This window comes from Bradyrhizobium sp. CCGB01 (genome assembly GCF_024199795.1).
GTDB lineage: Bacteria > Pseudomonadota > Alphaproteobacteria > Rhizobiales > Xanthobacteraceae > Bradyrhizobium.
In genome coordinates this window covers 2,910,668-2,936,071 of sequence record NZ_JANADK010000001.1, presented here as the reverse complement: position 1 = coordinate 2,936,071, position 25,404 = coordinate 2,910,668, and the positions used below count along the sequence as shown (strand labels likewise).

At 65.4% G+C, this 25,404-nt stretch carries 24 protein-coding genes; 4 read left to right on the top strand and 20 right to left on the bottom strand.

Translation table 11 applies throughout. From position 1 onward, the window contains the following. Window positions 1–18 precede the first annotated feature (18 nt). The 8 genes from NLM25_RS13500 to NLM25_RS13465 form a co-directional block, all read right to left on the bottom strand. Complete coding sequence (locus NLM25_RS13500) at window positions 19–1,098, bottom strand: isocitrate/isopropylmalate dehydrogenase family protein (RefSeq protein WP_254117270.1); 1,080 nt, start codon at window positions 1,096–1,098, stop codon at window positions 19–21. Window positions 1,099–1,207: 109 nt separating this feature from the next. After that, complete coding sequence (locus NLM25_RS13495) at window positions 1,208–2,275, bottom strand: alcohol dehydrogenase (protein WP_254117269.1); 1,068 nt, start codon at window positions 2,273–2,275, stop codon at window positions 1,208–1,210. Window positions 2,276–2,357: 82 nt separating this feature from the next. Further along, complete coding sequence (locus NLM25_RS13490) at window positions 2,358–3,329, bottom strand: ABC transporter ATP-binding protein (protein WP_254137244.1); 972 nt, start codon at window positions 3,327–3,329, stop codon at window positions 2,358–2,360. Further along, the gene (locus tag NLM25_RS13485; RefSeq protein WP_254117267.1) at window positions 3,326–4,318 is read right to left on the bottom strand and encodes an ABC transporter ATP-binding protein; all 993 of its coding nucleotides are present in this window, start codon (window positions 4,316–4,318) and stop codon (window positions 3,326–3,328) included. Before NLM25_RS13485 ends, NLM25_RS13490 begins: the two co-directional genes overlap by 4 nt. Then, window positions 4,315–5,184: an ABC transporter permease gene (locus NLM25_RS13480; protein WP_254137243.1), complete on the bottom strand. Its 870-nt coding sequence runs from the start codon at window positions 5,182–5,184 to the stop codon at window positions 4,315–4,317. Before NLM25_RS13480 ends, NLM25_RS13485 begins: the two co-directional genes overlap by 4 nt. Further along, window positions 5,171–6,121 carry an ABC transporter permease gene (locus NLM25_RS13475; RefSeq protein WP_254137242.1) on the bottom strand — a complete coding sequence of 317 codons (951 nt, stop codon included), beginning with the start codon at window positions 6,119–6,121 and terminating at the stop codon, window positions 5,171–5,173. Before NLM25_RS13475 ends, NLM25_RS13480 begins: the two co-directional genes overlap by 14 nt. 7 nt (window positions 6,122–6,128) lie before the next feature. After that, window positions 6,129–7,664, bottom strand: coding sequence for an ABC transporter substrate-binding protein (locus NLM25_RS13470; RefSeq protein ID WP_254137241.1), 1,536 nt, complete (start codon window positions 7,662–7,664; stop codon window positions 6,129–6,131). 132 nt (window positions 7,665–7,796) lie between these two features. Continuing rightward, complete coding sequence (locus NLM25_RS13465) at window positions 7,797–8,993, bottom strand: CaiB/BaiF CoA-transferase family protein (protein ID WP_254137240.1); 1,197 nt, start codon at window positions 8,991–8,993, stop codon at window positions 7,797–7,799. 194 nt (window positions 8,994–9,187) lie between these two features. Between NLM25_RS13465 and glgA the strand changes: the two genes are divergently transcribed. Further along, the gene (gene glgA, locus NLM25_RS13460; protein WP_254137239.1) at window positions 9,188–10,603 is read left to right on the top strand and encodes a glycogen synthase GlgA; all 1,416 of its coding nucleotides are present in this window, start codon (window positions 9,188–9,190) and stop codon (window positions 10,601–10,603) included. Window positions 10,604–10,730: 127 nt separating this feature from the next. Here glgA and NLM25_RS13455 read toward each other — a convergent pair whose 3' ends face one another. Both NLM25_RS13455 and NLM25_RS13450 read right to left on the bottom strand, forming a co-directional pair. Next, the gene (locus NLM25_RS13455; protein WP_254137238.1) at window positions 10,731–11,681 is read right to left on the bottom strand and encodes an oxygenase MpaB family protein; all 951 of its coding nucleotides are present in this window, start codon (window positions 11,679–11,681) and stop codon (window positions 10,731–10,733) included. A 91-nt stretch (window positions 11,682–11,772) separates the two neighbouring features. Beyond that, a complete protein-coding gene (locus tag NLM25_RS13450) occupies window positions 11,773–12,909 on the bottom strand; it encodes a patatin-like phospholipase family protein (protein ID WP_254137237.1) in 1,137 nt (378 codons plus the stop codon). A 203-nt stretch (window positions 12,910–13,112) separates the two neighbouring features. Here NLM25_RS13450 and NLM25_RS13445 point away from each other — a divergent pair, with 203 nt between their 5' ends. Continuing rightward, complete coding sequence (locus NLM25_RS13445) at window positions 13,113–14,000, top strand: LysR family transcriptional regulator (RefSeq protein WP_254137236.1); 888 nt, start codon at window positions 13,113–13,115, stop codon at window positions 13,998–14,000. Window positions 14,001–14,172: 172 nt separating this feature from the next. Here the strand turns inward: NLM25_RS13445 and NLM25_RS13440 are convergent, their stop codons facing one another. Both NLM25_RS13440 and NLM25_RS13435 read right to left on the bottom strand, forming a co-directional pair. Continuing rightward, window positions 14,173–14,889: a peroxiredoxin-like family protein gene (locus tag NLM25_RS13440; RefSeq protein WP_254137235.1), complete on the bottom strand. Its 717-nt coding sequence runs from the start codon at window positions 14,887–14,889 to the stop codon at window positions 14,173–14,175. Between the two features lie 81 nt (window positions 14,890–14,970). Then, on the bottom strand, window positions 14,971–15,255 hold the full coding sequence (locus NLM25_RS13435; RefSeq protein ID WP_254137234.1) for a hypothetical protein: 285 nt from the start codon (window positions 15,253–15,255) through the stop codon (window positions 14,971–14,973). A 236-nt stretch (window positions 15,256–15,491) separates the two neighbouring features. On the opposite strand from NLM25_RS13435, the gene NLM25_RS13430 reads away from it, so the two are divergent. Both NLM25_RS13430 and NLM25_RS13425 read left to right on the top strand, forming a co-directional pair. Then, window positions 15,492–15,974, top strand: a complete 483-nt coding sequence (locus tag NLM25_RS13430) for a cupin domain-containing protein (RefSeq protein WP_254137233.1) — start codon at window positions 15,492–15,494, stop codon at window positions 15,972–15,974. 105 nt (window positions 15,975–16,079) lie between these two features. Further along, window positions 16,080–17,282: an MFS transporter gene (locus tag NLM25_RS13425; protein ID WP_254137232.1), complete on the top strand. Its 1,203-nt coding sequence runs from the start codon at window positions 16,080–16,082 to the stop codon at window positions 17,280–17,282. Here NLM25_RS13425 and ccoS read toward each other — a convergent pair. From ccoS to ccoN, 8 genes are all read right to left on the bottom strand, one after another. Next, window positions 17,279–17,446, bottom strand: a complete 168-nt coding sequence (gene ccoS, locus NLM25_RS13420) for a cbb3-type cytochrome oxidase assembly protein CcoS (RefSeq protein WP_008138466.1) — start codon at window positions 17,444–17,446, stop codon at window positions 17,279–17,281. The genes NLM25_RS13425 and ccoS overlap by 4 nt on opposite strands. Beyond that, window positions 17,446–19,635, bottom strand: a complete 2,190-nt coding sequence (locus NLM25_RS13415) for a cation-translocating P-type ATPase (protein WP_254137231.1) — start codon at window positions 19,633–19,635, stop codon at window positions 17,446–17,448. The genes ccoS and NLM25_RS13415 overlap by 1 nt, the downstream gene beginning before the upstream one ends. An 11-nt stretch (window positions 19,636–19,646) precedes the next feature. Continuing rightward, window positions 19,647–20,132 (bottom strand): FixH family protein, encoded by a 486-nt coding sequence (locus tag NLM25_RS13410; RefSeq protein ID WP_254117252.1) that lies wholly within the window; start codon window positions 20,130–20,132, stop codon window positions 19,647–19,649. 15 nt (window positions 20,133–20,147) lie between these two features. Next, complete coding sequence (gene ccoG / locus NLM25_RS13405) at window positions 20,148–21,614, bottom strand: cytochrome c oxidase accessory protein CcoG (RefSeq protein WP_254137230.1); 1,467 nt, start codon at window positions 21,612–21,614, stop codon at window positions 20,148–20,150. Between the two features lie 111 nt (window positions 21,615–21,725). Further along, complete coding sequence (gene ccoP, locus NLM25_RS13400) at window positions 21,726–22,601, bottom strand: cytochrome-c oxidase, cbb3-type subunit III (protein ID WP_254137229.1); 876 nt, start codon at window positions 22,599–22,601, stop codon at window positions 21,726–21,728. Window positions 22,602–22,607: 6 nt separating this feature from the next. Then, on the bottom strand, window positions 22,608–22,772 hold the full coding sequence (locus NLM25_RS13395; RefSeq protein ID WP_018457132.1) for a CcoQ/FixQ family Cbb3-type cytochrome c oxidase assembly chaperone: 165 nt from the start codon (window positions 22,770–22,772) through the stop codon (window positions 22,608–22,610). Window positions 22,773–22,785: 13 nt separating this feature from the next. Then, the gene (ccoO, locus tag NLM25_RS13390; RefSeq protein ID WP_254117249.1) at window positions 22,786–23,520 is read right to left on the bottom strand and encodes a cytochrome-c oxidase, cbb3-type subunit II; all 735 of its coding nucleotides are present in this window, start codon (window positions 23,518–23,520) and stop codon (window positions 22,786–22,788) included. Between the two features lie 10 nt (window positions 23,521–23,530). After that, a complete protein-coding gene (ccoN, locus tag NLM25_RS13385; protein WP_254137228.1) occupies window positions 23,531–25,180 on the bottom strand; it encodes a cytochrome-c oxidase, cbb3-type subunit I in 1,650 nt (549 codons plus the stop codon). Between the last annotated feature and the right edge of the window lie 224 nt (window positions 25,181–25,404).

Sequence of the window (25,404 nt, the reverse complement as noted above, 5' to 3'; positions counted from 1 at the left end):
TTCTTGCTGCGCGGGGGCCTACAGCGCCCCGAGCACAGCCTTCGTGATATCGGCCGTGCCGTTGCTGCCGCCGAACTCCATCGGCTTGATGCCGCCGGCATAGATCTTGTCCACCGCGCGCTCGATCGTCTCGCCGGCTTCCGCCGCGCTCTCGACGCCGTGCTTGTCGGCCAGCCAGTCCAGCATCATCGCCGCCGACAGGATCATGCCGGTGGGATTGGCCTTGCCCTGCCCCATGATATCAGGCGCGGTGCCGTGGCACGGCTGGAACACGGCATATTTGTCGCCGATGTCGGCCGACGGCGCCATGCCGAGGCCGCCGATCAGGCTCGCGGTGATGTCGGAGACGATGTCGCCGAACATGTTCTCCATCACCATCACGTCGAAATCCCAGGGCCGCTTGACCAGCATCGCCGAGCAGGCATCGACATAGAGCCGATCGGTCTTCACGCCGGGATGCTTCTTCTCGATCTCGTCGAAAATGCCGCGGAAGAACGCAAAGGCCTTGAACACGTTCGCCTTGTCGACGCAGGTCAATGCGCCCGGCTTGCCGCGCGCCTTGCGCCGCTCGGCGAGCCGAAACGAGAACTCGAACAGGCGCTCGGAGGTCCTGCGCGTGATCACCATGGTCTCGCGCGCGTCCTCGTGGGTGACGACGCCCTTGCCCATCGAGGCGAACAGGCCTTCGGTCGATTCGCGGATCACGACGAGATCGATGCCGCGCTGGTCGGCGCCGACGATCGGGCTCGGCACGCCCGGAATGAGACGCGCCGGACGCACGCCAGCATAGAGATCGAAGATGAAGCGCAGCTCGATCTGCGGCGCGATCTCGGTGTTATCAGGGTAGCGCACCGCCGGCAGGCCGCAGGCGCCGAGCAGGATCGCATCGGCCTCCTCGCAGAGCTTGATGGTGCTGTCAGGCATCGACTTGCCGGTCGCAAGATAATTGGTGGCGCCCGCCGGCGCCTCGGTGAAGCGGAAGCGCAGATCCGACTTCGCCTCGATCTTACGCAGGACTTCGATGGCCGGCGCCATGACTTCGGGACCGATGCCGTCACCGGCGAGCACGGCAATGTGGAAGGCGTTGTTTGCAGACATGAGGGCTTCCTGGGGAAGAGGCGTCATCCCGGGGCGGCTCGAAGAGCCGAATCCGGGGTCTCGAGATTCCGGGTTCGGTCCTTCGGACCGCCCCGGAACGACGGGAGAGCTACGGCGTCAGCACCGTGCGCCCGACCACCGCGCCCTGTTGCAATTGCACCAGCGCGTCGTTGGCCTTGTTGAGCGGCGCCTTCGTCACTGGGATCGGCGCCACGTTCTTGGCACGCACGAGATCGAGCAGCTCCTGCGTCTCGCGCAGATTGCCGACATAACTGCCCTGGATCGTCACCGCCTTGATCGGGATCAGCGGCAGCGCCCAGGTCGCGCCGCCACCAAACAGGCCGACGATGACGAGCTTGCCGCCCTTGGTCAGGCAATCGAAGCCGAGCTGCGTGGTCGCGGCATTGCCGACGAGATCGATGACCGCGCGGATCGGTCCGCCCGCTTTCTTCGCAAGCTGCTCCAGCGCATCCGGCGCCTTGGGATCGACGGTCGCGAGCGCGCCGGCCTTCTCGGCCGCCTCGCGCTTTCTGGCGTCGATGTCCACCATGATCGCGCCCTTGCCGCCCATCGCCTTCAGCAGCGACAGCGCCATCAGGCCGAGACCGCCGGCGCCGAACATCACGATCGGCGTGTCGAAATGCTGCTCGACCTTCTTCAGCGCGCTGTAGGTGGTGACGCCCGAGCAGGCGTAGGGCGCGGTCGTCGCGGGATCGAGGCCCTTCAGATTGAGCAGATACCGCGGATGCGGCACCAGCATGTGGTCGGAATAGCCGCCGTCGCAATAGACGCCGAGCGAGCGCGGCGTCAGGCACATGTTCTCGTCACCGGCCAGGCACGTGGCGCACTTGCCGCAGCCGATCCAGGGATAGACGAGGCCGACATCGCCGAGCTTGAGGTCGCCCTGGTCGGTCGGCTTCACGTCGGGGCCGAAGGCTGCGATTTCGCCGACCGTCTCATGACCCATGGTCAGCGGCAGGTTGATGCCGCGGTCCTTCAGCGACAGCGGCTTGCGGCCATGGCCGAGATCGTAGCCGCCTTCCCAGATGTGGAGATCACTGTGGCAGACGCCGGCCGCCTTCACCTTGATCAGCACCTGCGTGCCTGACGGCTGCGGCGTGGCCTCGTCGAACTCCTGCAGCGGCGCCTTGAAATCGGCGACCTTGAAACTCTTCATCGGCGTCCTCCCGCATGCTTCTCGTTGTCGCGCCACCATGCCACGGGCGGCGGGACGAGACAAACCTGGCAGCGGTCTTAGTTCAGGCCAGCGGATGGTGGCAAGCCGCGAACTGGCCGGGTGCGACCTCGCGCAACTCCGGTATCTCCGCGCTGCATCGCTGATCGGCCCGGGGGCAGCGCGTGCGGAAGCGGCACCCGGACGGCGGTGCAATCGGCGATGGCGGCTCGCCGGTCGCCACACTCTCGGCGGGACGCACGTCCGGGTCCGGCACCGGGATCGCCTGCAGCAGCAGGCTGGTATAGGGATGCGCGGGTTTTGCGAACAATTGCTCCGATGGCCCGACCTCGCAGAGCCGGCCGAGATACATCACCGCGACGCGGTCGCTGACCGCTTTGACCACCGCGAGGTCATGCGCGATGAACAGCAGCGTCAGGCCGAAGCGCGCCTTCATCTCCTCCAGCAGGTTGAGGATCTGCGCGCGGATGGAGACATCCAGCGCCGAGACCGGCTCGTCGCAGACGATGAATTCAGGGTTGAGCACCAGCGACCGCGCGATGCAGATGCGCTGGCACTGGCCGCCGGAGAATTCATGCGGCAGGCGTCCCGCCACGAGATCAGGATCGAGCCCGACCGCGGAGAGCACCTCGTGAACCCTCCGCTTGCGCTCCGCGGCGTCCTTGACGCCGGCGATGATCAGCGGCTCGGCCACGATGTCGCCGATGCGCCGGCGCGGATTGAGCGAGGCGATCGGATCCTGGAAAATGAGCTGCACGCGGCGGCGCATCTTGCGCAGCGCATCGCCCTCCATCGCGGTCAGGTCCTCGCCGTCGAACAGCACGCGGCCGGATCTGGCGCGGCGGAGTTGCAGCACCGCGCGCCCCAGCGTCGACTTGCCGCAGCCGGATTCGCCGACCAGCCCCAGCGTCTCGCCGCGCGCGACCTGGAGGCTGACGCCGGAGACGGCATGCACCGTCTTGTTGCCGAGACCATATTCGACGACGAGATTGTCGACGTCCAGGAGCGGCTCGTCGCGCACGGCAAGCTGCATCATGCGCCAATTCCCTCCGTCATCTGGATCGGATGGAAGCAGGCGTAGACATGTCCCGGCATCTCCGCGCTCTTCAATTCGGGCTTGGCCTCGTGACAGCGCCCGGTTGCATAACGGCAGCGCGGGGCGAAGGAGCAACCCTTCAGCGGCCGGGTCGGATCGGGCGGACGGCCGGAGATGGCCGGCAACGGCGTATGCGGGGCGGTTTCCAGCTTCGGGATCGCCGCCAGCAGCGCCTCGGTGTAGGGCATATGCATGCGCTTGAACAACGCCTGGGTCGGCGCGCGCTCGACCACCCTGCCCGCGTACATCACCGCGACCTCGTCGGCACGGCCGGCGACGACGCCGAGATCATGGGTGATGATGATCATCGCCATGTGGCGGCGGCGCTGCTCGCGCGCGAGCAGGTCGAGGATCTGCGCCTGGATGGTAACATCGAGCGCCGTGGTCGGCTCGTCCGCAATCAGGAGCTTCGGTTCGCAGGACAGCGCGATCGCGATCGCGATGCGCTGGCGCATGCCGCCGGAACATTGATGCGGATATTGCGCGAGCCGCTGCTCCGGCGCCGGAATGCCGACGGCGGCGAGCAGCTCGATGCTGCGCTTCTTCGCGGCGGGCGCATCGAGTTCGAGATGCTCCTGGATCGTCTCCATCAGCTGGGTGCCGATGGTAAGCACCGGATTGAGCGAGGTCATCGGGTCCTGGAATACGACCGCGAGATCGCGGCCGCGCAGCTGCCGCAGGCGCTCTGCATCGAGCCGCACCAGATCCTGGCCGTCGAACATCACCCGGCCCGTCAGCTTCGCCTTCTTCGGCAGCAGCTGAAGCACCGCGCGCGACAGCATGGTCTTGCCGCAGCCGGATTCGCCGACGATGCCGAGCGTGCGGCCGGCCTCCAGCGACAGATCGACATGATCCACGGCGCGCAAGTTTCCGCGCGGGGTCGGCAGCTCGACCGCGACGTCCTCGATGGTCAGCAGCGGCGTGCTCACAGCGCCCCCTGACGCGGGTCGGTCAGGGCCCGCAAGGTATCGCCGACCAGGTTGAAGGCCAGCACGGTCAAGAACAACCCCGCCGCCGGCAGGAAGGCCAGCCGCGGCGCGACGTCGAGACTGTCGCGGCCCTCGCCGATCATGCTGCCCCAGCTCGCCATCGGCGGCGGCACGCCGAGACCGAGGAAGGACAGCGCGCCCTCGACCACGATGGTGACGGCGACGCCGAGCAGGAAGAAAGCCAGCAGCGGCAGGATCACGTTCGGCAGCAGCTCGCGCAGCAGGATGCGCGCATGGCTGGCGCCGAGCGCTTCGGCCGCGATCACGAATTCGCGCCGCGCCAGCGTCAGCGTCGCCGCACGCGCCACGCGCATGAAGGCGGGAATGCCGAGCACTCCGAGGATGATTGTAAGGTTGGGAATGGACTGGCCGAGATAGGCAGTCACCGCGAGCGCGAAGATCAGCGGCGGAAAGGCCAGCAGCACGTCCATGCTGCCGACCACCAGCGTCTCGAACCGGCCGCGGAAATAGCCGGCGAGGAGACCGAGCGCCCCCCCGATTCCAAGACCGATCAGCGGCGCGATCAGCCCCACCGTCAGCGACACGCGCGCGCCAAAGATCAGGCGGGCGAGCTCGTCGCGGCCGAGCCCGTCGGTACCGAGCCAGTGCTCGGTGGAGAACGCGGCGCGGCGCTCCAGCATGTCCATGTCTACAGGATTCTGCAGCGGCAGCACCGGCGCGAGGATCGCGAGCGACAGGATGATCGCGAGCCAGGCGCTCGCGAGCCAGAACAACAGGCCGAGCTTGCGCCTGCGGCGCACGGGCGCGGACACCTCGTCCTGGATCGAAAGCTCAAGCGTGGCCATGGCGGATCCTCGGATCGAGCACGGCGTAGAGCATGTCGACGATGAAATTGACGAGGACGAAGCCGCAGGCGACCAGCAGAACCACGCCCTGGAGGATGACGAGGTCGCGGGTGTAGATCGCGCCAACCAGCAGCCGGCCGATGCCCGGCAGCGCGAAGATCGATTCCACGATCAGCGTGCCGCCGAGCAGGCGGCCGATATTGATGCCTGTCACCGTCACCAGGGTCAGCGATGATGGTTTGAGCGCATGCACGAACAGGATGCGCGCGGGCTTGAGGCCTTTTGCTTTCGCGAGCGCGATATAGTCCTCCTGCAAGGTCGCGATCATGTCGGAGCGCAGCACCCGCATGATGCCGGGCCATTCGGCGAGGGCCAGCGTCAAAGCCGGCAGCACGAAGAAGCGCAGGTTCGACAGCGGCGCCTCGCTGAACGGCACATAGCCGGTCGCCGGCAGCCAGTGCAGCTCGACCGCGAACAGGTAGATCAGGAGAATGGCGGTCAGGAACGACGGCATCGACAGCATGGCGAAGGCGCTGCCGGTCATGAAGCGATCGAACGCGCCGCCGGCCCGCGCGGCGCAGGCAATCGCCACGGGAACGCCGATCAGGAGCCCGATGAACTCGGCCATCAGCATCAGCTCGAGCGAGACCGGAATGCGTTCGGCGACCGCCTGCAGCACCGTCTGCCCGGTGCGGAACGAGCGGCCGAGATCGCCTTGCAGGACGTGACCAAGCCAGCTCAGGTAGCGCCACCACAGCGGCTGGTCGAGCCCCATGTCACGGCGCAGCGCCGCGACATTCTCCGGCGTCGCCTGATCACCGAGGATGACGTAGGCGAGATCGCCCGGCAGCAGCGAGGCGATCAGGAAGGTGAGCAGCGAGACCGCAAGCAGCACCGGCAGGATGGCAAGCAGCCGCCGCACGACGAAGTTCAGCATCGCGCGGTCATTCCAGCCAGGTGGAGGAGACGTCGATCACGCCGTTGTAGATTTTTGGAAAGCCCTTCAGCTTGGCGCTCGACAGCGCATAATAGGTGTTCTGGAAGGTCCAGAACCAGATCGCCTCCTTGTTGATCAGGCGGCTGATCGCGCAATAGTCCTCGATACGCGCCGCGGTATCGGCGGTGGTGCGCGAATGATCGAGCAGCCGGTCCAGCTCCGGATCGGCAAAGTTGGAGAGCGCCAGCGGACTGCCGCTACGGAAGTTCGCATACATCTGCGGATCGGGATCGGCGAGATCGACGATGCGCCACGGCACGAGCTGGAACTGACGCATGAAGGCGCGCGGCGGGATGGTGGCCTGGTCGACCTGCTCGATCTCCATATTGGCGCCGGCGCGCTTCCAGAACTGCTGGAGCACCTGGCCGATCATGCGGCCGCGCGGCGTCGCGGTCACCAGCATCTTGAACTCGACCGGCTTGCCGTAGTCCTTGAGCAGGGCCTTGGCCTTCTCGACGTCGAACGGCAACGCGCCGTCGTCCTTGCATTTGACCCAGGAGCCGTCGCCGTAAGGGTTGGACGCGGGCCGGCTCAGGCCGTTGCTGATCGCCTGCGACATTTTTGGACGGTCGATCGACATCACCAGCGCCTGGCGCACGCGGACGTCGTCGAACGGCGCCTGCTTGGTGTTGAAGGCATAGACCTGCGCGCCCGAGCCCTTGTAGGTGTGCACGGTGAGCTTGGAGTCCTTCTGCGCCTTCATGATGTTGTCGGCGTCGTTCTCGTCATCCCAGATGATGTCGGCCTCGCCCGATTGCAGCGAGGCGAAACGCGACTGCGCGTCGGGCAGCGGCTTGAGGATGATGCGGTCGAGATAGGGCCGGCCCTTGTCCCAGTAGTTGGGGTTCTTCTCCAGCACCATGCGGTCGCCGGCGGACCATGATTTCAGGATGTAGGGGCCGGTGCCGACGGGATTGCGGTTGTAGTCGTCGCCCTTGGTCTTCCAGGCCGTCGGCGAATGCACGACGTTGTTCTGGCTCTGGATGGTGTTGGTTGCCGGCAAATTCACGGCTGGATCAGTGAGGTTATAGATGACGGTGTATTCGTCGGGCGCCAGCACCTCCTTGACGTTGGTGATGTAGAAGGCGCAGCGGCACTTGTTGGCGGGGTCCTTCTGCCGGTCGAAATTCTCCTTGAAGGCCTGCGCGTTGAACGGCGTGCCGTCGTGGAATTTCACGCCCTGGCGCAGCTTGAAGGTCCAGCTCTTGTAATCGTCGGAATGGGTCCAGGACACCGCCAGCTTTGGCGCGGCCTCGCCCTTCTCATCGAGCGTGGTCAGCGTGTCGAAGATCGCGGCCGCCGCGGTGAAGGTCGAGGTGTCGTAGACGCCGACCTTGAGCGGATCGAAGCCCGTAATCTCCAGCTCCTGGCCGACGGTGATGCTGCCGCCCGATTTTTGCGCTTGCGCTGGTGGGACAAGCGCAAATGCCGCAACAAGGAAAATCGGCGCATGCTTGCGCACCGCGGCAGCAATGTTCGTCATGGTTCCTCCCGGGATCCTCGTCCGATGTTTCGGATCGTTGAATGACTCGGAGGCGAGATTGGCGACAAATGCACGCGACGGCAAGAGGAACGCACGAGAGATCAAATGCCGCACGCGCGCGGCGCAATGCGCTCAGCGCGGCGCGGCTGTTTTGCCTGTCGGAATTGGCGCCTCACTGGCGAGGCCGATCTCGTCGCGCAGTGCATCCGTGTGCTCGCCGAGCACGGCCATCGTCTTGGCGGGCGTGGTGTCGGCGCCCGACATCCGGAACGGCAGATTGAGCACCTGGAACGAGCCGCCCTCGTCCTCCACGGACGAGAGCGCCTGCCGGTGCGCGAGCTGCGGATCGGCCAGCGCCTCGGACACGGTGCGATAGGCCGAGGCCGGCACGCCGGCCGCGCCAAGCGCGACAAGGCACGCGTCGGTCGTGAGCGGCCGCGACCAGGCTTCGACGCCATCCATCATGTCGGCCCAGTTCTCGCGGCGCGGGGCATAGCTGGAGAAGCGCGCGTCGGTGATCCATTCGAGCCGGCCGATCACCCCCATCAGGCCCTGAAACGTCTTCTCGCTGGCGACCGTGATCATGACGTAGCCATTCGCCGTCTCGGTCGGGCCGAACATAGGGCGCGGCGGCGGCTTCACGGCGAATTGCGAGCTCTGCAACTCGATCACCGTCAAGCTCAGCATCGATTCCAGCATGGAGACGTCGACGTGCTGGCCGAGCCCGGTCACGGTGCGCTGATAGAGCGCAGATGCAATCGCGCCGAAACCGTAGGTGCCGGTGACGACGTCGGCGTGATAGATGCCGCAATAATCCGGGCGGTTGCGGCCGGGCTGGTAGGCGAGATGCGCCATGTCGTAGCCGGAGGCCGCATGGATCACCGGGGCGTAGGCCGGCAGCTCGGCCGAGGGGCCGCTCTGGCCATAGCCCGAGATCGAGCAATAGATCAGCTTGGGGTTGACCGGCCGCAGATTGTCGTAGTCGAGCCGCAGGCGGCGCATTACGCCGGGGCGAAAATTCTCGACCAGGATGTCGGCGGTCGCGGCCAGCCGCCGCACCGCCTCCTTGCCGTCCTCGGACTTGAGGTCGAGCACGACGCTTTTCTTGCCGACATTGAGCTGGCCGAACACGGTGCTGCAGCCTTTGCGCAGCGGCGGCCGGGTCCGCATCGTCTCGCCGCCGTCGGTCTCGATCTTGATGACCTCGGCGCCCATGTCGGCAAGCATCCGGGCACAATGGGGACCGGCGATGGTGGTCGAAAAATCCAGGACCCTCAGGCCCGCGAAGGCCTTTGTCGTCGTCCCCTCATGCTTATCTGCTAACTGCATGCCCGCCTGCGCCCCCTCGGCCGCTTAGGAACTATCGAAGTTCTCTCTTGTTGATGCGCCGACCCTAGAGGGCGGCGGCTGGGTAGGAAAGTCTTTACCGAACGGACGCGTTCTGCGGGCGGGCTTGGGAATTCCAGGACAACTGGACCCGTTCTTGCATAGCAGCAAGAGGGATCGGAAGAGGGCAGCTGTTCTTGAGGGTCTTGTTCGTCACAACCGAGATGGACGACTTCGTCCGCGTTGGCGGACTCGGCGCCGTTTCGGCCGCCCTTCCCCGAGCCTTGCGTGCCTTCGCCGACATTCGGGTCATGTTGCCCGGCTATCGCGACATCATCGAACAACTCACGCATATTCAGATCGTTGGCCGCTGTCCGCCGTTCGCGGAGATGCCGGCCTGCTCGCTCGGCCGGGCCGCGACCAAGGACGGCCTGCCGGTCTATGTGCTGTTGTGCTCACAACTCTACGACCGGCCCGGCAATCCCTATGGCGACGAGTCCGGGCGCGACTGGCCCGACAACGACATCCGCTTTGCGCGCTTTGCCTCGGCAGCCGCTGAGCTGGCCATGGGCAAGCTGGACAAGAATTGGGCAGCAGACCTGATTCATGCCAATGACTGGCAGGCCTCGCTCGTGCCGGCCTATCTCGCCTGGCGCGGGGCCAGGCTGCCGTCGATCCTGACCATCCACAACCTCGCCTATCAGGGTCTCTTCCCAAAAGAGTCGCTGCGGCGGATCGGCGTCCCCGAAAGCTCCTTCCACATCGACGGCGTCGAGTTCTACGACCAGCTCTCCTTCCTCAAGGCCGGGCTGGTCTACGCCTCGCATCTCACCACCGTCAGCGGCACTTACGCACGCGAGATCACGACGGAGGAATTCGGCTGCGGCCTCGAAGGCCTGCTGCGCGTCCGCTCCGACGCGGCCGAGCTCACCGGCATCCTCAACGGCATCGACGAGAGCTGGGACCCCCGCTCCTGCGCCCAGCTCGCCCAGCAATTCGGCGCCGGCGACTGGGTCGGCAAGAAGGCCAATGCCGACTATGTGCGCAAGCAGTTCGGGCTCGCGGTGTCACGCGGACCGATGTTCGCGATCGTCGCACGCCTCGTGCACCAGAAGGGCATCGACCTCGTGCTGTCGGCCGCCGACGAGATCATCGATGCCGGCGGGCAGATCGTGGTCACCGGCTCCGGAGAGCCCGCGCTCGAGCAGGCGCTGATCGACGCCCATCGCCGCCGCCCCGACGCGATCGGGGTTACGATCGGCTTCAACGAGGCCCAGGCCCGCCGCATCTTCGCCGGCAGCGACTTCACATTGATGCCGTCGCGCTTCGAGCCCTGCGGGCTCAGCCAGATGTACGCCCAGCGTTTCGGCTCGCTGCCGATCGGTCATCAGACCGGCGGCCTTGCCGAGACCATCACCGACGGCGAAACCGGCTTTTTGTTCTCGCAGCCCTCGCGAGCATCCTTCCTCGGCGGCGTCCGCCGCGCCTTCTCGACCTTCATGGCGCACGACCAGCTCGACTCCATGCGCCGCAGCGCGATGGGACGATCGTTCTCCTGGAGCATCTCGGCAGGGAGCTATAGCGCGCTATACCGGAAGCTGGCGTCGGCGTGAGAGAGCGCCCGAGGCGTTTCCACGTCATTGCGAGCGTAGCGAAGCAATCCAGAATCCCTCCGCGGCAGCAGTCTGGATTGCTTCGCTACGCTGGCAATGACGGAGTTTGTGGTGCCGGCGGAGAGCCTCACCCCTTCCCGCGCACGTCCATCTGCGGCCGGCCGATCCAGGCCCGGTTGAGGCAGCGGGTCATCCAGTCGGGCCCGGTCTCGCCATTCAGCCGCGCCAGCGCTTCCTGATAGGGACCGACATAGCGCAGCCGGTCAGGCAGTTTCGGATAGACGCGCCTGATCCATCTCAGCGCGTTGTCCGCCGATCTCGCGTCACGCTCGCTTAACTCAAACCCAAAACCCGCACGTATCGGCTCTGGCAACATCCGCGCCGTGAGCGCGCGATACCATCGCGGTGGCCGCAGCCACGGGCGCGCGCCGCCAAAGATCTGCGCGGCGATCTCGCGTGCGGCCGGGCTGACGGTCAGCGTCTCCGACTGTGCCATCGCCGCCGCGTAGGCAGCAAAGCCGGCCCAATCCGCCGGCAGATCATCGCCCGTCAATCCGAACAACGCGCCATACGTCCGGCTCTCGGTCCAGTAGCGCTCGCGCTCCTCGGCCGAGAGCGGCGGCAGCACCAGATCGTGCGCCATCAGCGCAGTCTCGACCAGCGTCGCGTGAACCCAGCGCAGCGACGGGATGTCGTTGGCGCAGTAACGCGAGCCGGCCGCGAACGGACCGACCGTCTCGGGCATCTCGCCGACGATCATGCTGTGACGCCGGTGCAGTTGCCGGGACGACAGCTGCGCCCGGTCGAGCGAGCCGAACACCATGGCAAAGACGATGTCGAAGGTGCGATGGAAGCGGCCGATCGGATCGGCAAGGGTCCGCGAATGCTCGGCGATGGCGGCCGCGACCCAGGGATGCGCGAGTTGAAGGAGCAGCGCGCGGCCGGCACCGAGAAAGATGACGGCCTCCCGGTCGATCCGCCACGTCACCGTGTCAGGACCGAACACGCCGGCCACCGGCCCCGCCGCGTTGGCGCGGACGAGCTCTAGCGTCGACTCCAAATCCCTCTCATCGACCAATTGCAAGCCTCGCGATGAAGACGCGGCAACAATAACCCGGACAGCACCCGCATGAAATCGTCATCGCGCGACACAATCAGCGACAAGGCCCTCACTCCGCCGCAATCGGCATCTCGTCCATATGCTCGTGCAGCACCACGCCGGCCAGCGGGTCGAATTCGCCGATCCACGGTTTTCGCGCGAGCACCGACTTCGTGTGAGCATAACCGGCATGCCAGCGCCGCGTGATCCCGGACGGACTGAAGTCGATGTCCTTGGTATGGGTCTCACGATCGAGCTGTGGCGCGAGCAACCGAACCACGTGCATGCGGGTCGGACAGCCGTAGCTCATCAACTCCATCACGGCGGGATCGCTACGCTCGGTCTCCGGCAGCCGCGCTGCAAGCTGGTTGATGACGTGTCGCAAGCGATGGGTTTGCTGCTGGCGCGTGATCTGGCTGGCGATGCGGCTGGAGTACATCACGTCCTTGTGCCGGTTCAAGACCTCCGCCATCGTCGCAGGCTCGGCGCCGACAGGATTCCACAAATGCACCGAGAAGATCAGCGAATTCCTGCGTGGATTGTCGTCGAACACCGCTTCCGTCGGCGTGTTCGACAGGATGCCGCCGTCCCAATAGAGCTCGCCGTCGATACGTACAGCCGGGAAAGCCGGCGGCAGCGCGCCCGAGGCCATGATGTGCTTCACCGTCAATTCGCCGTCGCGGCTGTCGAAATAGCGCATTTCGCTGGTGCCGACATGAGCCGCACCGACCGTCAGGCGCGGCGCGCAGCGATTGGCCAGATCAAAGTCGACGAGCTCGCGCAGCGTCGCCTCGAGCGGTGCGGTCGAATAGTAGCCGGCGTGATCGGCGCCGAGCGGATAGGAATCCCCGGCATGCGCCAGCGGATTGGGGCGGAAAAAGCCGGGAATGCCGTGGGTCACGGTCGACCAATAGGCCAGCTTCTCGTTGAAGCCGGGAAATGCGGCGCGCCAGTCCCAGGCCGGCTTCTGCTCCATCCGTTTCCAGAACTCTCTCAGCCGCGCGAGCCGGTTTTCCGGCGCGTTGCCCGCGATAAGGCTCGCGTTGATGGCACCGATCGAGGTGCCGATGATCCAGTCGGGCTCGATGCCCGCCTCGTGCAGGGCCTGGTAGACACCAACCTGATAGGAACCAAGCGCACCGCCGCCTTGCAGCACCAGCACGACTTGCCCCGGGATTTCCATACCTTTGCCCTTCGCGCCGCTCATGGTTCGCTCCTGATAAGCCCGCCCCCGGCCGAATATTCGTCGGACGCGGCGGTCTTGTTACGCACTACCGTTTTAGAAGATCGCAGGATCTTTTGGAATGCCGCTTGGCTTTCGAATCCATGCCCGCGCGCTATCGCAAGCGGGATGTCATTCCCCGCCCCGATCGGCTAGATTTCCGACCGATCCTGCTGGGGAGCCGATCCATGGAAATGCACCAGGTCCGCTATTTCCTCGCGGTGGCGCAGCTATTGAACTTCACGCGCGCCGCCGAGGAGTGCAACGTGACGCAGCCCTCGCTGACGCGCGCGATCAAGCAGCTCGAGGCCGAGTTGGGCGGCGACCTGTTCCGTCGCGAACGGCCGGCGGCGCAGCTGACCGAGCTCGGCCAGCGCATGCATCCGCTGCTCAAGCAGTGCTATGACGCCGCCGCCGGCGCGCGCTCGCTCGCTTCCTCGTTCAAGAGTGGAGAGATCGGTGCGCTGCGCATCGCGCTGACGCATTCGATCGATCTTGCGCTGCTCATCCCGCATCTCAACGAGATCAAGCGGCAGTTCAACCGGCTCGAATTCCGCTTCTTGCGCGGCTCGAGCCGCGAGGTCGCCGAGTTCCTGAAGAAAGGCGAGGCCGAGCTTGGCATCGCCGCCGAGATCGACGAATCCTGGGAGCGGCTCGACGTCTGGCCCCTGTTCACCGAAAACTTCGAGCTCGTCGTCAGCGACGGACATCGGCTGGCCGGCCGCAGCGCGATCGACCTGGACGACCTGCGCGCAGAGCAGATTCTGAGCCGGACATTCTGCGAGCATTTCGGCCGGATCTCCGCGAGCCTGCGCGAATGCGGCATCGACGTCGAACATGGCCACGAGATCTCGAACGAGCGCGATTTGATCGAGCTGGTCGAGGCCGACATCGGCGTCGCCATGCTGCCGCACACCTCACCCGTACCGGAAAAGCTGACGCGCGCCACGGTCACGGGGCTCGACGCCCGCCGCACCGTCAGCCTCTACGGAGTTGCCGGCCGGCAGCGCACGGCGGTCGCCAACGCCGTGATGCGGATGCTGCGCGGCGCGGACTGGCGAGCGATCGCGGGGTAGAGCCTGCCGCTTACCCTCTCCCCTTGTGGGAGAGGGTGGATCGCCGCGTAGCGGCGAGACGGGTGAGGGGTTCTCTCTGCGCACGATTCTCTCACTTGAGAATACGCCGCGACACCCCCTCATCCGGCGCTTCGCGCCACCTTCTCCCGCAAGGGCAGAAGGCAAGAGAAACTCAATTCTCCTTGCTCGCACTCTCCAGCGCCGCGAGCAGATCGTCGATCTCCATGCGCTTGCGGAAATCCGGATCGACGAAGCGGGCTTTCACGAGGCCGTCGCGGCCGATCACGAACACGGCCGGGATCGGCAGCATCCAGCCATCATTGCCGTGAAATTTTGCCATGTCCTGATAGGACAACAAGCTCTGGATCTCGCTGCCGAGCCAGATCGCGAGATTGAGTGACAGCGCATAGCCATTATCGAGATCGGTCAGGATCGGAAATGGGGCACCGGCGTCCGCCTTGAGTTGGCTTGTATATTCCTGCGTCTCCGGCATGATCGCGACGATCCGCGCACCCATAGCCTCGATGCGGTCCAGCGCCTGGACCACCGCACGAACATTGAGCCGGCAATAAGGGCACCAATGACCGCGGAAGAACATCACCGCGACCGGGCCACGCTCCAGCAGCGCAGTCAGCGCGACGAGCCGTCCGCTTTCATCCGGCAGCATGAATGGGGGCATCGTATCGCCCGGGCGCGGCGCGGTCTCGCCGCCGCCGTTCCCGCCTAGTCTCACCACAAGGCGATCGACCGCCTCGCCATAGGCTGGGAAGACCTCGCGGCTGGCATCGGCATAGGCGCGGAGCTGCTCGTTCAACGTGCCATCCATGTCGCGGCAGCGCTGAAAAGCGACCTTGAGCCGTTCGGCGTCGGCTGGCGAAAGAGACGTCATCTTCTGCTCCGGCGTTCTGGGGGCGAATAATAGTTGCCCGGTTCGGCCGCCCGCAAGGGGCGGCCGCGACGGCGGGGCGGCTCAGTTCACGTAGAAATTGCCGGTCGGATCGAGCCGCCCCGAGGTGGAGTAGAGCGATCCGTTGTCCATGAAGAAGACGGTGTTGTCGGGCACCTTCTTCGCATGCTTCATCATCGCCTCGTGGTTCTTCTCGGCCGGGGCCATGGCCATCGCCGACATCTTGCCGGGTCCGCCATACATATAGGCCATGCCGGCCTTGAAATCCCACGTCGCCTCAGAGAAGGCCGATGTGGCGATCACCGCAAACATGGCCGTGGCGATCATGGTCTTGGACAATTTCGTCATGAAGTGCTCCTCCGGATCGACGTAGACGCCCGCCAATCGGGCGCACGGCCATCGGACGCCGGAAGCCCGGGAAACGGAAATGCCGATCCCCAATCGGTTCGATAGCGCGCGCCTATCAACATAGCGCGGCGCTATCGCATCGAGAGCCAACCGGCATTTCAAGCCGGACGCCGTCTCGACGAAGCTCCCGACATCGCCGGCGACCATCGCGGTTGCGGCCAACACAGGAGAATTCCATGTCCAGGCATCACACATTGTCACGCGCGGTCTGGCCGGGCCTCGCGATCTTCGGTGCACTGACGCTCTCGGCGCAACCAGTGCTCGCCGGCGACTGCCCGGCTGACAAGATCAAGCCGAACGCGCAACAGATGGTCGACCACAAGCCGGTCGGCGTCACCGACGTCACGCTCGGCGCGATCGACCTCGGCAAGCAACCGGCACATATTGAAGGCCGCGAGCTGCGCTTCCGCAAGCTGACCATCGAGCCCGGCGGCATCGTGCCGTGGCATAGCCATGACGACCGCCCCGCTTTGATCTTCGTGCAGCAGGGCGAGATCGTCGAATACGCCTCCAACTGTGCCGATCCGATCGTGCACAAGGCCGGCGACCTCCGCCCCGAAACGTTCGGCACCTCGCATTGGTGGAAGAACCTCGGCAAGGAGACGGTCATTCTCTATGTCGGCGACGTCCGCAAAGACCCGCACGACCACAACATGTAACGCGCGCGCCCCGCCCCAGCGCACCCGTTACCGGATGCGGCGCCCGGGATCCCCCACGCCACCAGCCCCGCCGGGCGCCGCATCCATCACAGGAGAAGCCGCATCATGGTCGACCTTTCCGCACGCATCAGGACCGACCCGATCGCCATGGATGTGCATGGCGAGGGAGTTTTGCTCCGCTCGCTCGTCATCGGCTTGACCGCCTTCCTGACCGTCGTCGATCTCTTCGCGACACAGGCGATCCTGCCCTCGCTGACGCGCCACTACGGCGCGACGCCTGCGGCGATGGGCTTTGCCGTCAATGCCAGCACGTTCGGCATGGCGGTCGCAGGCCTCGTCGTCGGCTTTCTCAGTCCCCATATCGATCGCCGCGGAGGAATTCTCCTGAGCCTGACGCTTCTCGCAATCCCGACCAGCCTGCTTGCGGTCGCGCCGAATCTCGCCGTCTTTACCGCCCTGCGGATAGCCCAAGGCCTCTGCATGGCGTCCGCCTTCGCGTTGACGCTGGCCCACCTCGGCGAGCAATGCAGCGCCATGGACGCGGGCGGCGCTTTTGCCGCCTACATCACCGGCAATGTCGCCAGCAATCTCGTCGGTCGGCTGATCTCGGCCGCCGTCGCCGACGGTCTCGGCCTGCAATGGAATTTCTATGTCTTCGCCGCCCTCAATCTCACCGGCGCCGTGCTGGTCTACTTCACGATCAAGCGCGTACAGCCTATGCCGGCGACGGCACCGGCGGCCTCGCCGCTGGCGGCCATGGTCGCGCACTGGCGCAATCCGCAGCTTCGCGCGGCCTTCGGCATCGGCTTCTGCATCCTGTTCGCCTTCATCGGTACCTTCACCTTCGTCAATTTCGTTCTGGTCCGACCGCCGCTGTCACTCGGCATGATGGATCTTGGCCTCGTCTATTTCGTCTTCCTGCCGTCGGTCGTCACGACGTTGCTGGCCGGCAAGGTGGCCGCGCGCATCGGCACGCGGCCGACGATCTGGGGTTCACTGGCCGTCGCGGGACTGGGCCTGCCGCTGATGCTGACGCCGCATCTGGCCGAGGTCCTCACCGGCATGGTTCTGGTCGGCGTCGGAACCTTTTTCGCGCAGGCCGCCGCGACAGGCTTGGTCGGACAGGCGGCGACCGACAATCGCGGTGTCGCCAGCGGCACCTATCTCGCCTGCTATTTCTGCGGTGGGCTCGTCGGTACGGCCGTGCTCGGACGTCTGTTCGACGCCTTCGGCTGGCATGCGTGCGTTGCCGGAGTCGGCGTGGCGCTCGCGGCCGCCGCCCTGCTCACCTTCGCCTTGAAGCGCTAACGCTTGACCGGAGCCTCCTGCGGTGGCTCGTCGTCGGCAATCGCGCGCCAGGCCGCGCCGTCGAGATCGTCGTACTGGCCACTGCGGAGCGACCAGAGGAAGGCGACGAGACCGGCGCCTCCAAGCATCAGCGCCAGCGGCACCAGGATGACCAGGATCTCCATCACACGATCTCCCGCGAGGCGTTGCGCGCGCGAAGCGAATTCAGCATCACCAGGATCGACGATCCGCTCATGGCGGCCGCCGCAATCAGGGGCGTCACGACGCCGCTGATCGCGACCGGCACGGCGAGGACATTATAGAGGATCGCCAGCCAGAGGTTCTGCCGCATCAAATGCAGCGCCTTGCGCGCGGAATCGATCGCTGCGACGACAGGCGCCAGCGGCCGGCCGAGAAAGACGAGATCGGCGGTGGCCTGGCTGAGATGCGCAGCCGAGATCGGCGACATCGAGACATGGGCCGCTGCCAGCGACGGCGCATCGTTCATGCCGTCGCCGACCATCAGCGCCTTGGCGCCGCGTCGCTTCAATTCCTCGATCCGCGCGATCTTGTCGGCGGGCGTGACGCCGGCGCGCCATTCGGCGATGCCGAGCGCATGGGCCGCTGCGATCACCGCCGGCTCGCGGTCCCCGGAGAGGATCTCGATGCCGATATTGCGCGCCTTCAGCGCCGCGATCACGGCCTGGGCGTCCGGCCGCAGGCCCTGCCGAACCGAGAGGACGAACTTCTCTCTGCCCTTGCTGAACGCCACGATGGAGGCTTCGGGGTCGAGCCTCACGCCGCCGACCAATGCCTCGGCGCCGCAGAAGGAGAGACGACCGAGGCGAATCTCGACACCGTCGACGGTCGCACGCACGCCCTGCCCGACCTCCTCGACCGCACCGACAACAGGCGATCTCGCGCCGGCGGCCTGCGCCACCGCGGCGGCGACCGGATGATGGCTCGACAGCGCCAGCCGGCCGGCGAGCTCAAAAACGTCGGCGGGAATGTCGGCCACATTCGTCACTTCGAGATCGGGCAGCGTCAGCGTGCCGGTCTTGTCGAAGATGACACGATCGGCCTCCGCCAGCCGCTCGATGGCATCGCCCGAATTGAGCAGCACGCCCGCCTTGAACATCGCACCCGAAGCCACCGTCTGCACGGTCGGGATCGCCAGTCCGAGCGCGCAAGGACAGGTGATGATCAGCACGGCCACTCCGGTCACGATCGCATCATGCCAGCTCGCACCGAAAAGCACCCAGCCCAAAATGGTGATCAGCGCGGTCGCATGCACCACCGGCGCGTAGAGCCGCGAGGCGCGGTCGGCGAGCCGCATGTAGCGCGAGCGCGCCTGCAGCGCGTTGTCGAGCAACCGCGTGATCTCGGCCAGCAACGTCGCCTCCGACGCCGCCGAGACCCGCACCCGCAGCGTGCCTGAGATGTTCATCGAGCCGGCATAGACTGGCGTGCCCTGCTCTGCGGTGACATAGAGCGTCTCGCCTGTGATCAGGCTCTGGTCGATCTCGGACCGCCCCTCGATCACGGTGCCATCGACGGCGCAGCGCTCGCCGGGCCGCAGCAGCACGATATCGCCGGGATGGATCGCCGCGACCGGCACCTGCGAGATCTCGTCATGCCCGACGAATTTGGCCGCCGTCTCCGCCTTCAGCGCGGCGAGATTGCCGGCCACCGCGCGGGTCCGCCGCCGCATGTTCTGGTCGAGGAAACGGCCGACCAGCAGGAAGGTCAGCAGCATGATCGCCGCGTCGAAATAAGCGTGCTCGGCGTGATGGAGGGTCTCGACCACGGACATGCCGAGCGCGAGACACACGCCGATCGAGATCGGCACGTCCATATTGGTGGTCTTGTTCGACAGCGCACGCCAGGCCGAGCGGAAGAACGGCTGGCCGGCATAGGCCGCTGCCGGCAGCGCGATCAGCGCCGACAGCCAGTGGAAGAAGTCGCGCTGCTCAGGCAGCATGTCCGAGACGTTGCCCGACCACACCGGGATCGACAGCATCATCACGTTCATGGTGGCGAACGCGGCGACGCCGAGGCAGCGAAGCAGGAAGCGGGATTCGGCAACTTCCGTCGCTTCAGCGCTCTCGGTCTCGTAAGGGTAAGCCTTGTAGCCGAGCTCTTCGAGCCGGTCGATAAACCGGGCGGGATCGAGCGTGCCCTGCTTCCATTCCAGCGCGACACGGCGATCGGTGAGGTTCACGCGCGCCAGCGTGACGTCGGGGATGGCCGACAGGCCGCGCTCGATCTTGGCCATGCAGCCGGCGCAGTGAACGCCCTCGACGGCGAGATCGATATGCTGCACACCCGCGCCCGCGGCCCGGACGTAATGCGAAAAATCCCGCGTGACCTGCATGACAAAATCCTTCAGTTCAGGATCACGCGATTGCGCGACATGAACACGCGCTGTCCCCGCGCCTCGCCCTCGATCACGAGATCCCACTGGCCCGGCGCAACGGCAGCGGCATTGCCGCGATAGATGCCGATGCCGGCCTCGGAGAGCTCGACCTGGAGATCGGCGCGCTTGTCGGTCGGCCGTTCCAGGCGTCCGCCGAATTTCAGGCCGCTCATCGGCTGGCCCTTCGCGTCGCGGGCATCGACCTGGAGCGTCGCGGCCCCATCGGCGCGGCGCTCGATGTGCGCGTTGACCTGCCATTTGCGCGCGGCCTGGTCCTGCGCCGCGGAAATCTCGCGGTCATAGGTCAGGCCCGCGGCATAGGGGCTGTCGACGTCGGTGCCGGGCAGCGTCGCGATCGCGAGCTTCATCATGGTCACGTTGACGCCGATCACGAGCCCGAAGAAGGCGACCAGCATCAGGAACACCTTCGTTCCGGTCAGCGGCTTGGCGGCCATGGCAGTCTCCTGAACTTACGGCGCGACGAAATTGTCGGTGGCGGTGGCGACCTCGCCAAGGCCGATGTCGGTGACGTGGAAGCGCACGGGAATGGACTTCTCCGGATTGCTCTCCGCCGGCGCGGTGACGAGCAGGCGCAGCTCGCTGGTGGAGTCGCGCGGGATCACGATCATCGGCCTGTCCGGCGTCACGGAATCGATGCCGACGACGTGCGTGGTCAGATTGGCCGGACCGTTCGCGTCGATGGCGACGACGCGGTCATAGCCGCTCTTGTTCAGCAGCCGCACCGTATAGGCGTTGCGGATCGAGCCGTCGCTGAGCCTGACCGCGACCGGGTTGCGGTCGTGCAGCACGTTGACGTCGAGCAGGCTGCGGGTCGCCAGCGTATAGATCATGATGCCGCCGACCGCCGCGATGATCGCGCTGTAGGCAACGGTTCGGGCCCGGACGATACGATAGACCGGCGCCTTGCCTTCCTGGCGGCGCTGGATGTTGATGTCGTTGTCGTAGCCGATCAGCCGCTTCGGCCGGCCGATCTTGGTCATGACGTTGTCGCAGGCGTCGATGCAGAGCCCGCACTGGATGCATTCGAGCTGCGGCCCGTTGCGGATGTCGATGCCGGTCGGGCAGACCGCGACGCATTGATAGCAGTCGACGCAATCGCCGACCTGCTCGCCGAGCGCACGCAGCTCGGCGGCCTTCTTGACCGAGGTGCGCTTCTCGCCGCGGTCGTAGCGGTAGGTGACGTTGAGCGCCCATTCGTCGGTGAGCGCGGCCTGGATGCGCGGCCACGGGCACATATAGGTGCAGACCTGCTCGCGCATGAAGCCGGCGAGCAGATAGGTCGTCGCGGTGAGGATGGCGATCCAGATATAGGCGATCATCGGCGCCTGGAAGGTGACGAGCTCCTTCACCAGCGTCGGCGCGTCGTTGAAATAGAGCACCCAGGCGCCGCCGGTCCACCAGGCGATCAGCAGCCAGATCGAATGCTTGAGCACGATCTCGGAGATGCGCTCGAGCTTCATCGGGTCGGACGACTTGTCTTTCCTCATCCGCTCGCGGCGGTCGCCCTCGACCAGACGCTCGACGGCGTAGAACAGATCGGTCCACACCGTCTGCGGGCAGAGATAGCCGCACCAGATACGGCCGCCGATCGAATTCATCAGGAACAGCGCTACCGCGGCGACGATCAACAGGCCGGTGAAGTAGTAGACCTCCTGCGGCCACAGCTCGATGAAGAAGAAATAGAAGCGGCTGTTGGGAAGATCGATCAGCACCGCCTGGCTAGGGGCGCCGAGGCCGCGATTCCAGCGCACGAAGGGCAGGAAGTAGTAGACGCCGAGGCAGAACGCCATCAGGCCCCATTTGATCCGGCGGAAGGTGCCGGAGATGCTTTGGGGATAGACTTTCTTCTGGGCCACATAGAGCGGCCCGTTGTCGTCGTCCGATGTGAGCTCGTTCGGGTTCACGGTCTTGTTCATCGCGAAAATGGTCTCGAGAAGGTGCGATTAAACCTAGACCCGACGCCGCCGCGTCGATTGATCCAGCTCAAGCGGGGGCACTTTTGTTCGCCCCCGCCTGTCCCGCGCAGGTTATTTTCCACCGCCCAGCGAGTGGACGTAGACCGCCATCGCCTTGATGGTGGCCGGATCGAGCCGCCCTTCCCAGGCCGGCATCACGCCGGCGCGGCCGAGGCTGATGGTCTCGATCAGGCTCGCCTCGTCCGAGCCGTAGAGCCAGATCTTGTCGGTCAGGTTCGGTGCGCCCATCTCCGGGTTGCCCTTGCCGCCGTCGCCGTGGCAGGCGACGCAATTCTCCGCAAAAATCTTCTCGCCCTTGGCGGCATCGAAGCCCTTGCGGGTCGAGAGGCCCGACAGCGACCGCACATAGTTGGCGACCGTGACGATCTCGTCGCCCTTCAAAACGCCGTCCTTGCCGAAGGCGAGCATCTGGCCCTCATGCGCCTTGGCGTGGCCCGAACGCGCGCCGAACTGGATGGTCTGCATGATCTGATCGAGCGTGCCGCCCCACAGCCAGTCGTCGTCGTTGAGATTCGGGAAGCCCTTTGCGCCGGCGCCGCCCGAGCCGTGACACGGCGCGCAATTGTCGCCGAACACGGTCTTGCCCTTGGCGCGCGCGAGCGCCAGCAACGCCGGGTCCTTCTCGATGTCGGCGAGCGAGGCCGCGCCCAGCACCGCCATCTTGTCACCCCGGATCTTCTCGAGATTGGCGAGCTCGACCGCGACGTCGGCACGCGACGAATAGCCGAACAGGCCGGTCGTGTTGCTGGAGATCAGCGGCCAGGCCGGATAGACGATCCAGTAGCCGATCGCCCAGACGATGGTGAGGTAGAAGGAGATCACCCACCAGCGCGGCAGCGGCGTGTTGAGCTCCTTGATGCCGTCCCACTCGTGTCCGGTCGTGGACTTGCCGGTGACGGAATCGATGTCGCTATGATGATCGGTCATGATCCCTTACTCCTCCCGCAACGGCAGGTGAGCCGCTTCGTCGAAAGCGGCCTTGTTGCGGGGCCAAAGTGCGTAGGCGATGATCGCGAGAAAGATCGCGACGAACACCGGCGTCCAGATCGTGGTGACGAGACCGGACGCGAGATTGTCGAGTGTCAGGATGGCTTTCATCGTTGATGCCTTCTCAGCGAAGATTGGCTTTCTCGTTGTAGAGCTTGAAGTCGACCAGCGTGCCGAGCATCTGGAGGTACGCGATCAGCGCGTCCATCTCGGTCGGCGTGCCGGCCTTGCCGTCGAAGTTGCGCACGACGGCCCTGGCGTAGCGCTTGCTGAAGGCGTCGGAGCCGGCATTGTCAGGGTCGGCCTGGGCTTTCAGGTCGGCGCCCGCGTTGGCGATCTGGTCATCGGTATAGGGCGTGCCGACGGCCTTCAGCGTCTTCATGTGGTCGGCGATCGTATCGGGATCGACCTCGGTCTGGCTCAGGAACGGATAGCCCGGCATCACCGACTGCGGCACGATCGCGCGCGGGTTGGTCAGATGGGTCACATGCCAGTCGTCGGAATATTTGGCGCCGACGCGGGCCAGATCGGGACCGGTACGCTTCGAGCCCCACTGGAACGGATGGTCGTACATGCTTTCAGCGGCGAGCGAGAAGTGGCCGTAGCGCTCGACCTCGTCACGCAGCGGGCGGATCATCTGCGAATGGCAGAGATAGCAGCCTTCGCGGACGTAGACGTTGCGGCCTGCGAGCTCCAGCGGCGTGTAGGGCCGCACCCCGTCGACCGCCTCGATCGTGCTCTTGAGATAGAACAGCGGGGTGATCTCGACGAGACCGCCGATCGCGATCACCAGCAGGATGCCGACGATCAGGACGATCGAGTTCTTTTCGAAGATTTGGTGGCGTGTCCAGAACGACATGGAAAGCTCCTCATTCCGCCGGCTGGAGCGCGACGGGCATCTGGACTTCCTGTTCGCCAACGCGAACGGTCATCCAGAGATTGTAGGCCATGATCAGCGCGCCGATCAGGAACAGGCCGCCGCCGGCGGCGCGGATGATGTAGAAGGGATGCATCGCCTCGACGCTCTCGATGAAGGAATATTCGAGGAAGCCGAGCGAAGTGTAGGCGCGCCACATCAGGCCCTGGAGGATGCCGGACACCCACATCGCCGAGATGTAGAGCACGATGCCCAGCGTCGCGATCCAGAAGTGCCAGTTGACGAGCTTGAGGCTGTAGAGGCCCTTGCGATTCCACACCCACGGCACCAGGCAGTACAGCGCGCCGAAGGAGACGAAGCCGACCCAGCCGAGCGCGCCGGAATGCACGTGGCCGATGGTCCAGTCGGTGTAGTGGCTGAGCGAGTTCACCACCTTGATCGACATCATCGGGCCTTCGAAGGTCGACATGCCGTAGAAGGCGACGGAGACCACGAGCATGCGCAGCACAGGATCGGTGCGCAGCTTGTCCCAGGCGCCTGACAGCGTCATCAGGCCGTTGATCATGCCGCCCCAGGACGGCATCCACAGCATGATCGAGAAGGTCATGCCGAGCGTCTGCGTCCAGTCCGGCAGCGCCGTGTAGTGCAGATGGTGGGGACCGGCCCAGATGTAGAGGAAGATCAGCGCCCAGAAGTGGATGATCGAGAGGCGATAGGAATAGATCGGCCGCTCGGCGCGCTTCGGAATGAAGTAGTACATGATGGCGAGGAAGCCGGCGGTCAGGAAGAAGCCGACCGCGTTATGGCCGTACCACCACTGGAACATGGCGTCCTGGATGCCGCCCCAGGCGATGTAGGATTTCGAGCCGAACACCGAGACCGGGAGCGCGGGATTGTTGCCGAGATGCAGGACCGCGATCGTCACGATGAAGGCGAGATAGAACCAGTTCGCGACGAAGATATGCGGCTCCTTGCGCTTGATGATGGTGGCAAGGAAGACCAGGAGATAGACGACCCAGACGATGGTGAGCCAGAGGTCGGCATACCATTCCGGCTCGGCATATTCCTTGGACTGGGTGACGCCGAGCAGATAGCCGGTGCCGGCGACCAGGATGAAGAAGTTGTAACCGATCACGACGAACCAGGGCGCGAGGTCGCCGGCAAGGCGCACGCGGCAGGACTTCTGCACCACATAGAGCGACGTGCCGATCAGCACGTTGCCGCCGAAGGCGAAGATCACCGCCGAGGTGTGCAGCGGACGCAGCCGGCCGAAGCTGGTCCAGGGCAGATCGAAATTCAGCGCGGGCCAGGCCAGCTGCGAGGCGATGATGAGGCCGACGAGGAAGCCGGCAATGCCCCAGAACATCGCCATGACAGCGGTGAACTTGATCGGACCCATATTGTAGTTGGGGCGGCCGTCGATCTCCGCCGGCGGCAGCGCCGGCGGACGATCGAAGTAGCGGTTGATGATACCAAAGACCACAGCGAGGCTCGCCGCCGCGCTGAGCGCGGCGTGGAAGGCGAAAGGCGCATCGAGCGCCTTGGCCGAGGCGATCACGCAGAGGAAGGCGGTGACTGCGAACCCTATAGCCAGGCCGCTTTCACCGATGGACATGGATTTCGAGATGGAGGGCTGGCTCATCGCGGATTCTCTTTCGAAAGAACACCGGGCCAGAAACCACATTCACCCTCGCGGGGAATTGATTGAAATCAAGACATGGATTTGAGTTGCAGGTCCCGGGCGGACATTTTTCGTGCTCGTCCCCGTATTTCTGCGGCTCCCTTGTGGGAGAGGCAGCGAGGACGGTCTCTGTCCGCGAGTCCAGAATCGTAGGGTGGGCAAAGGCGCACTTGCGCCGTGCCCAC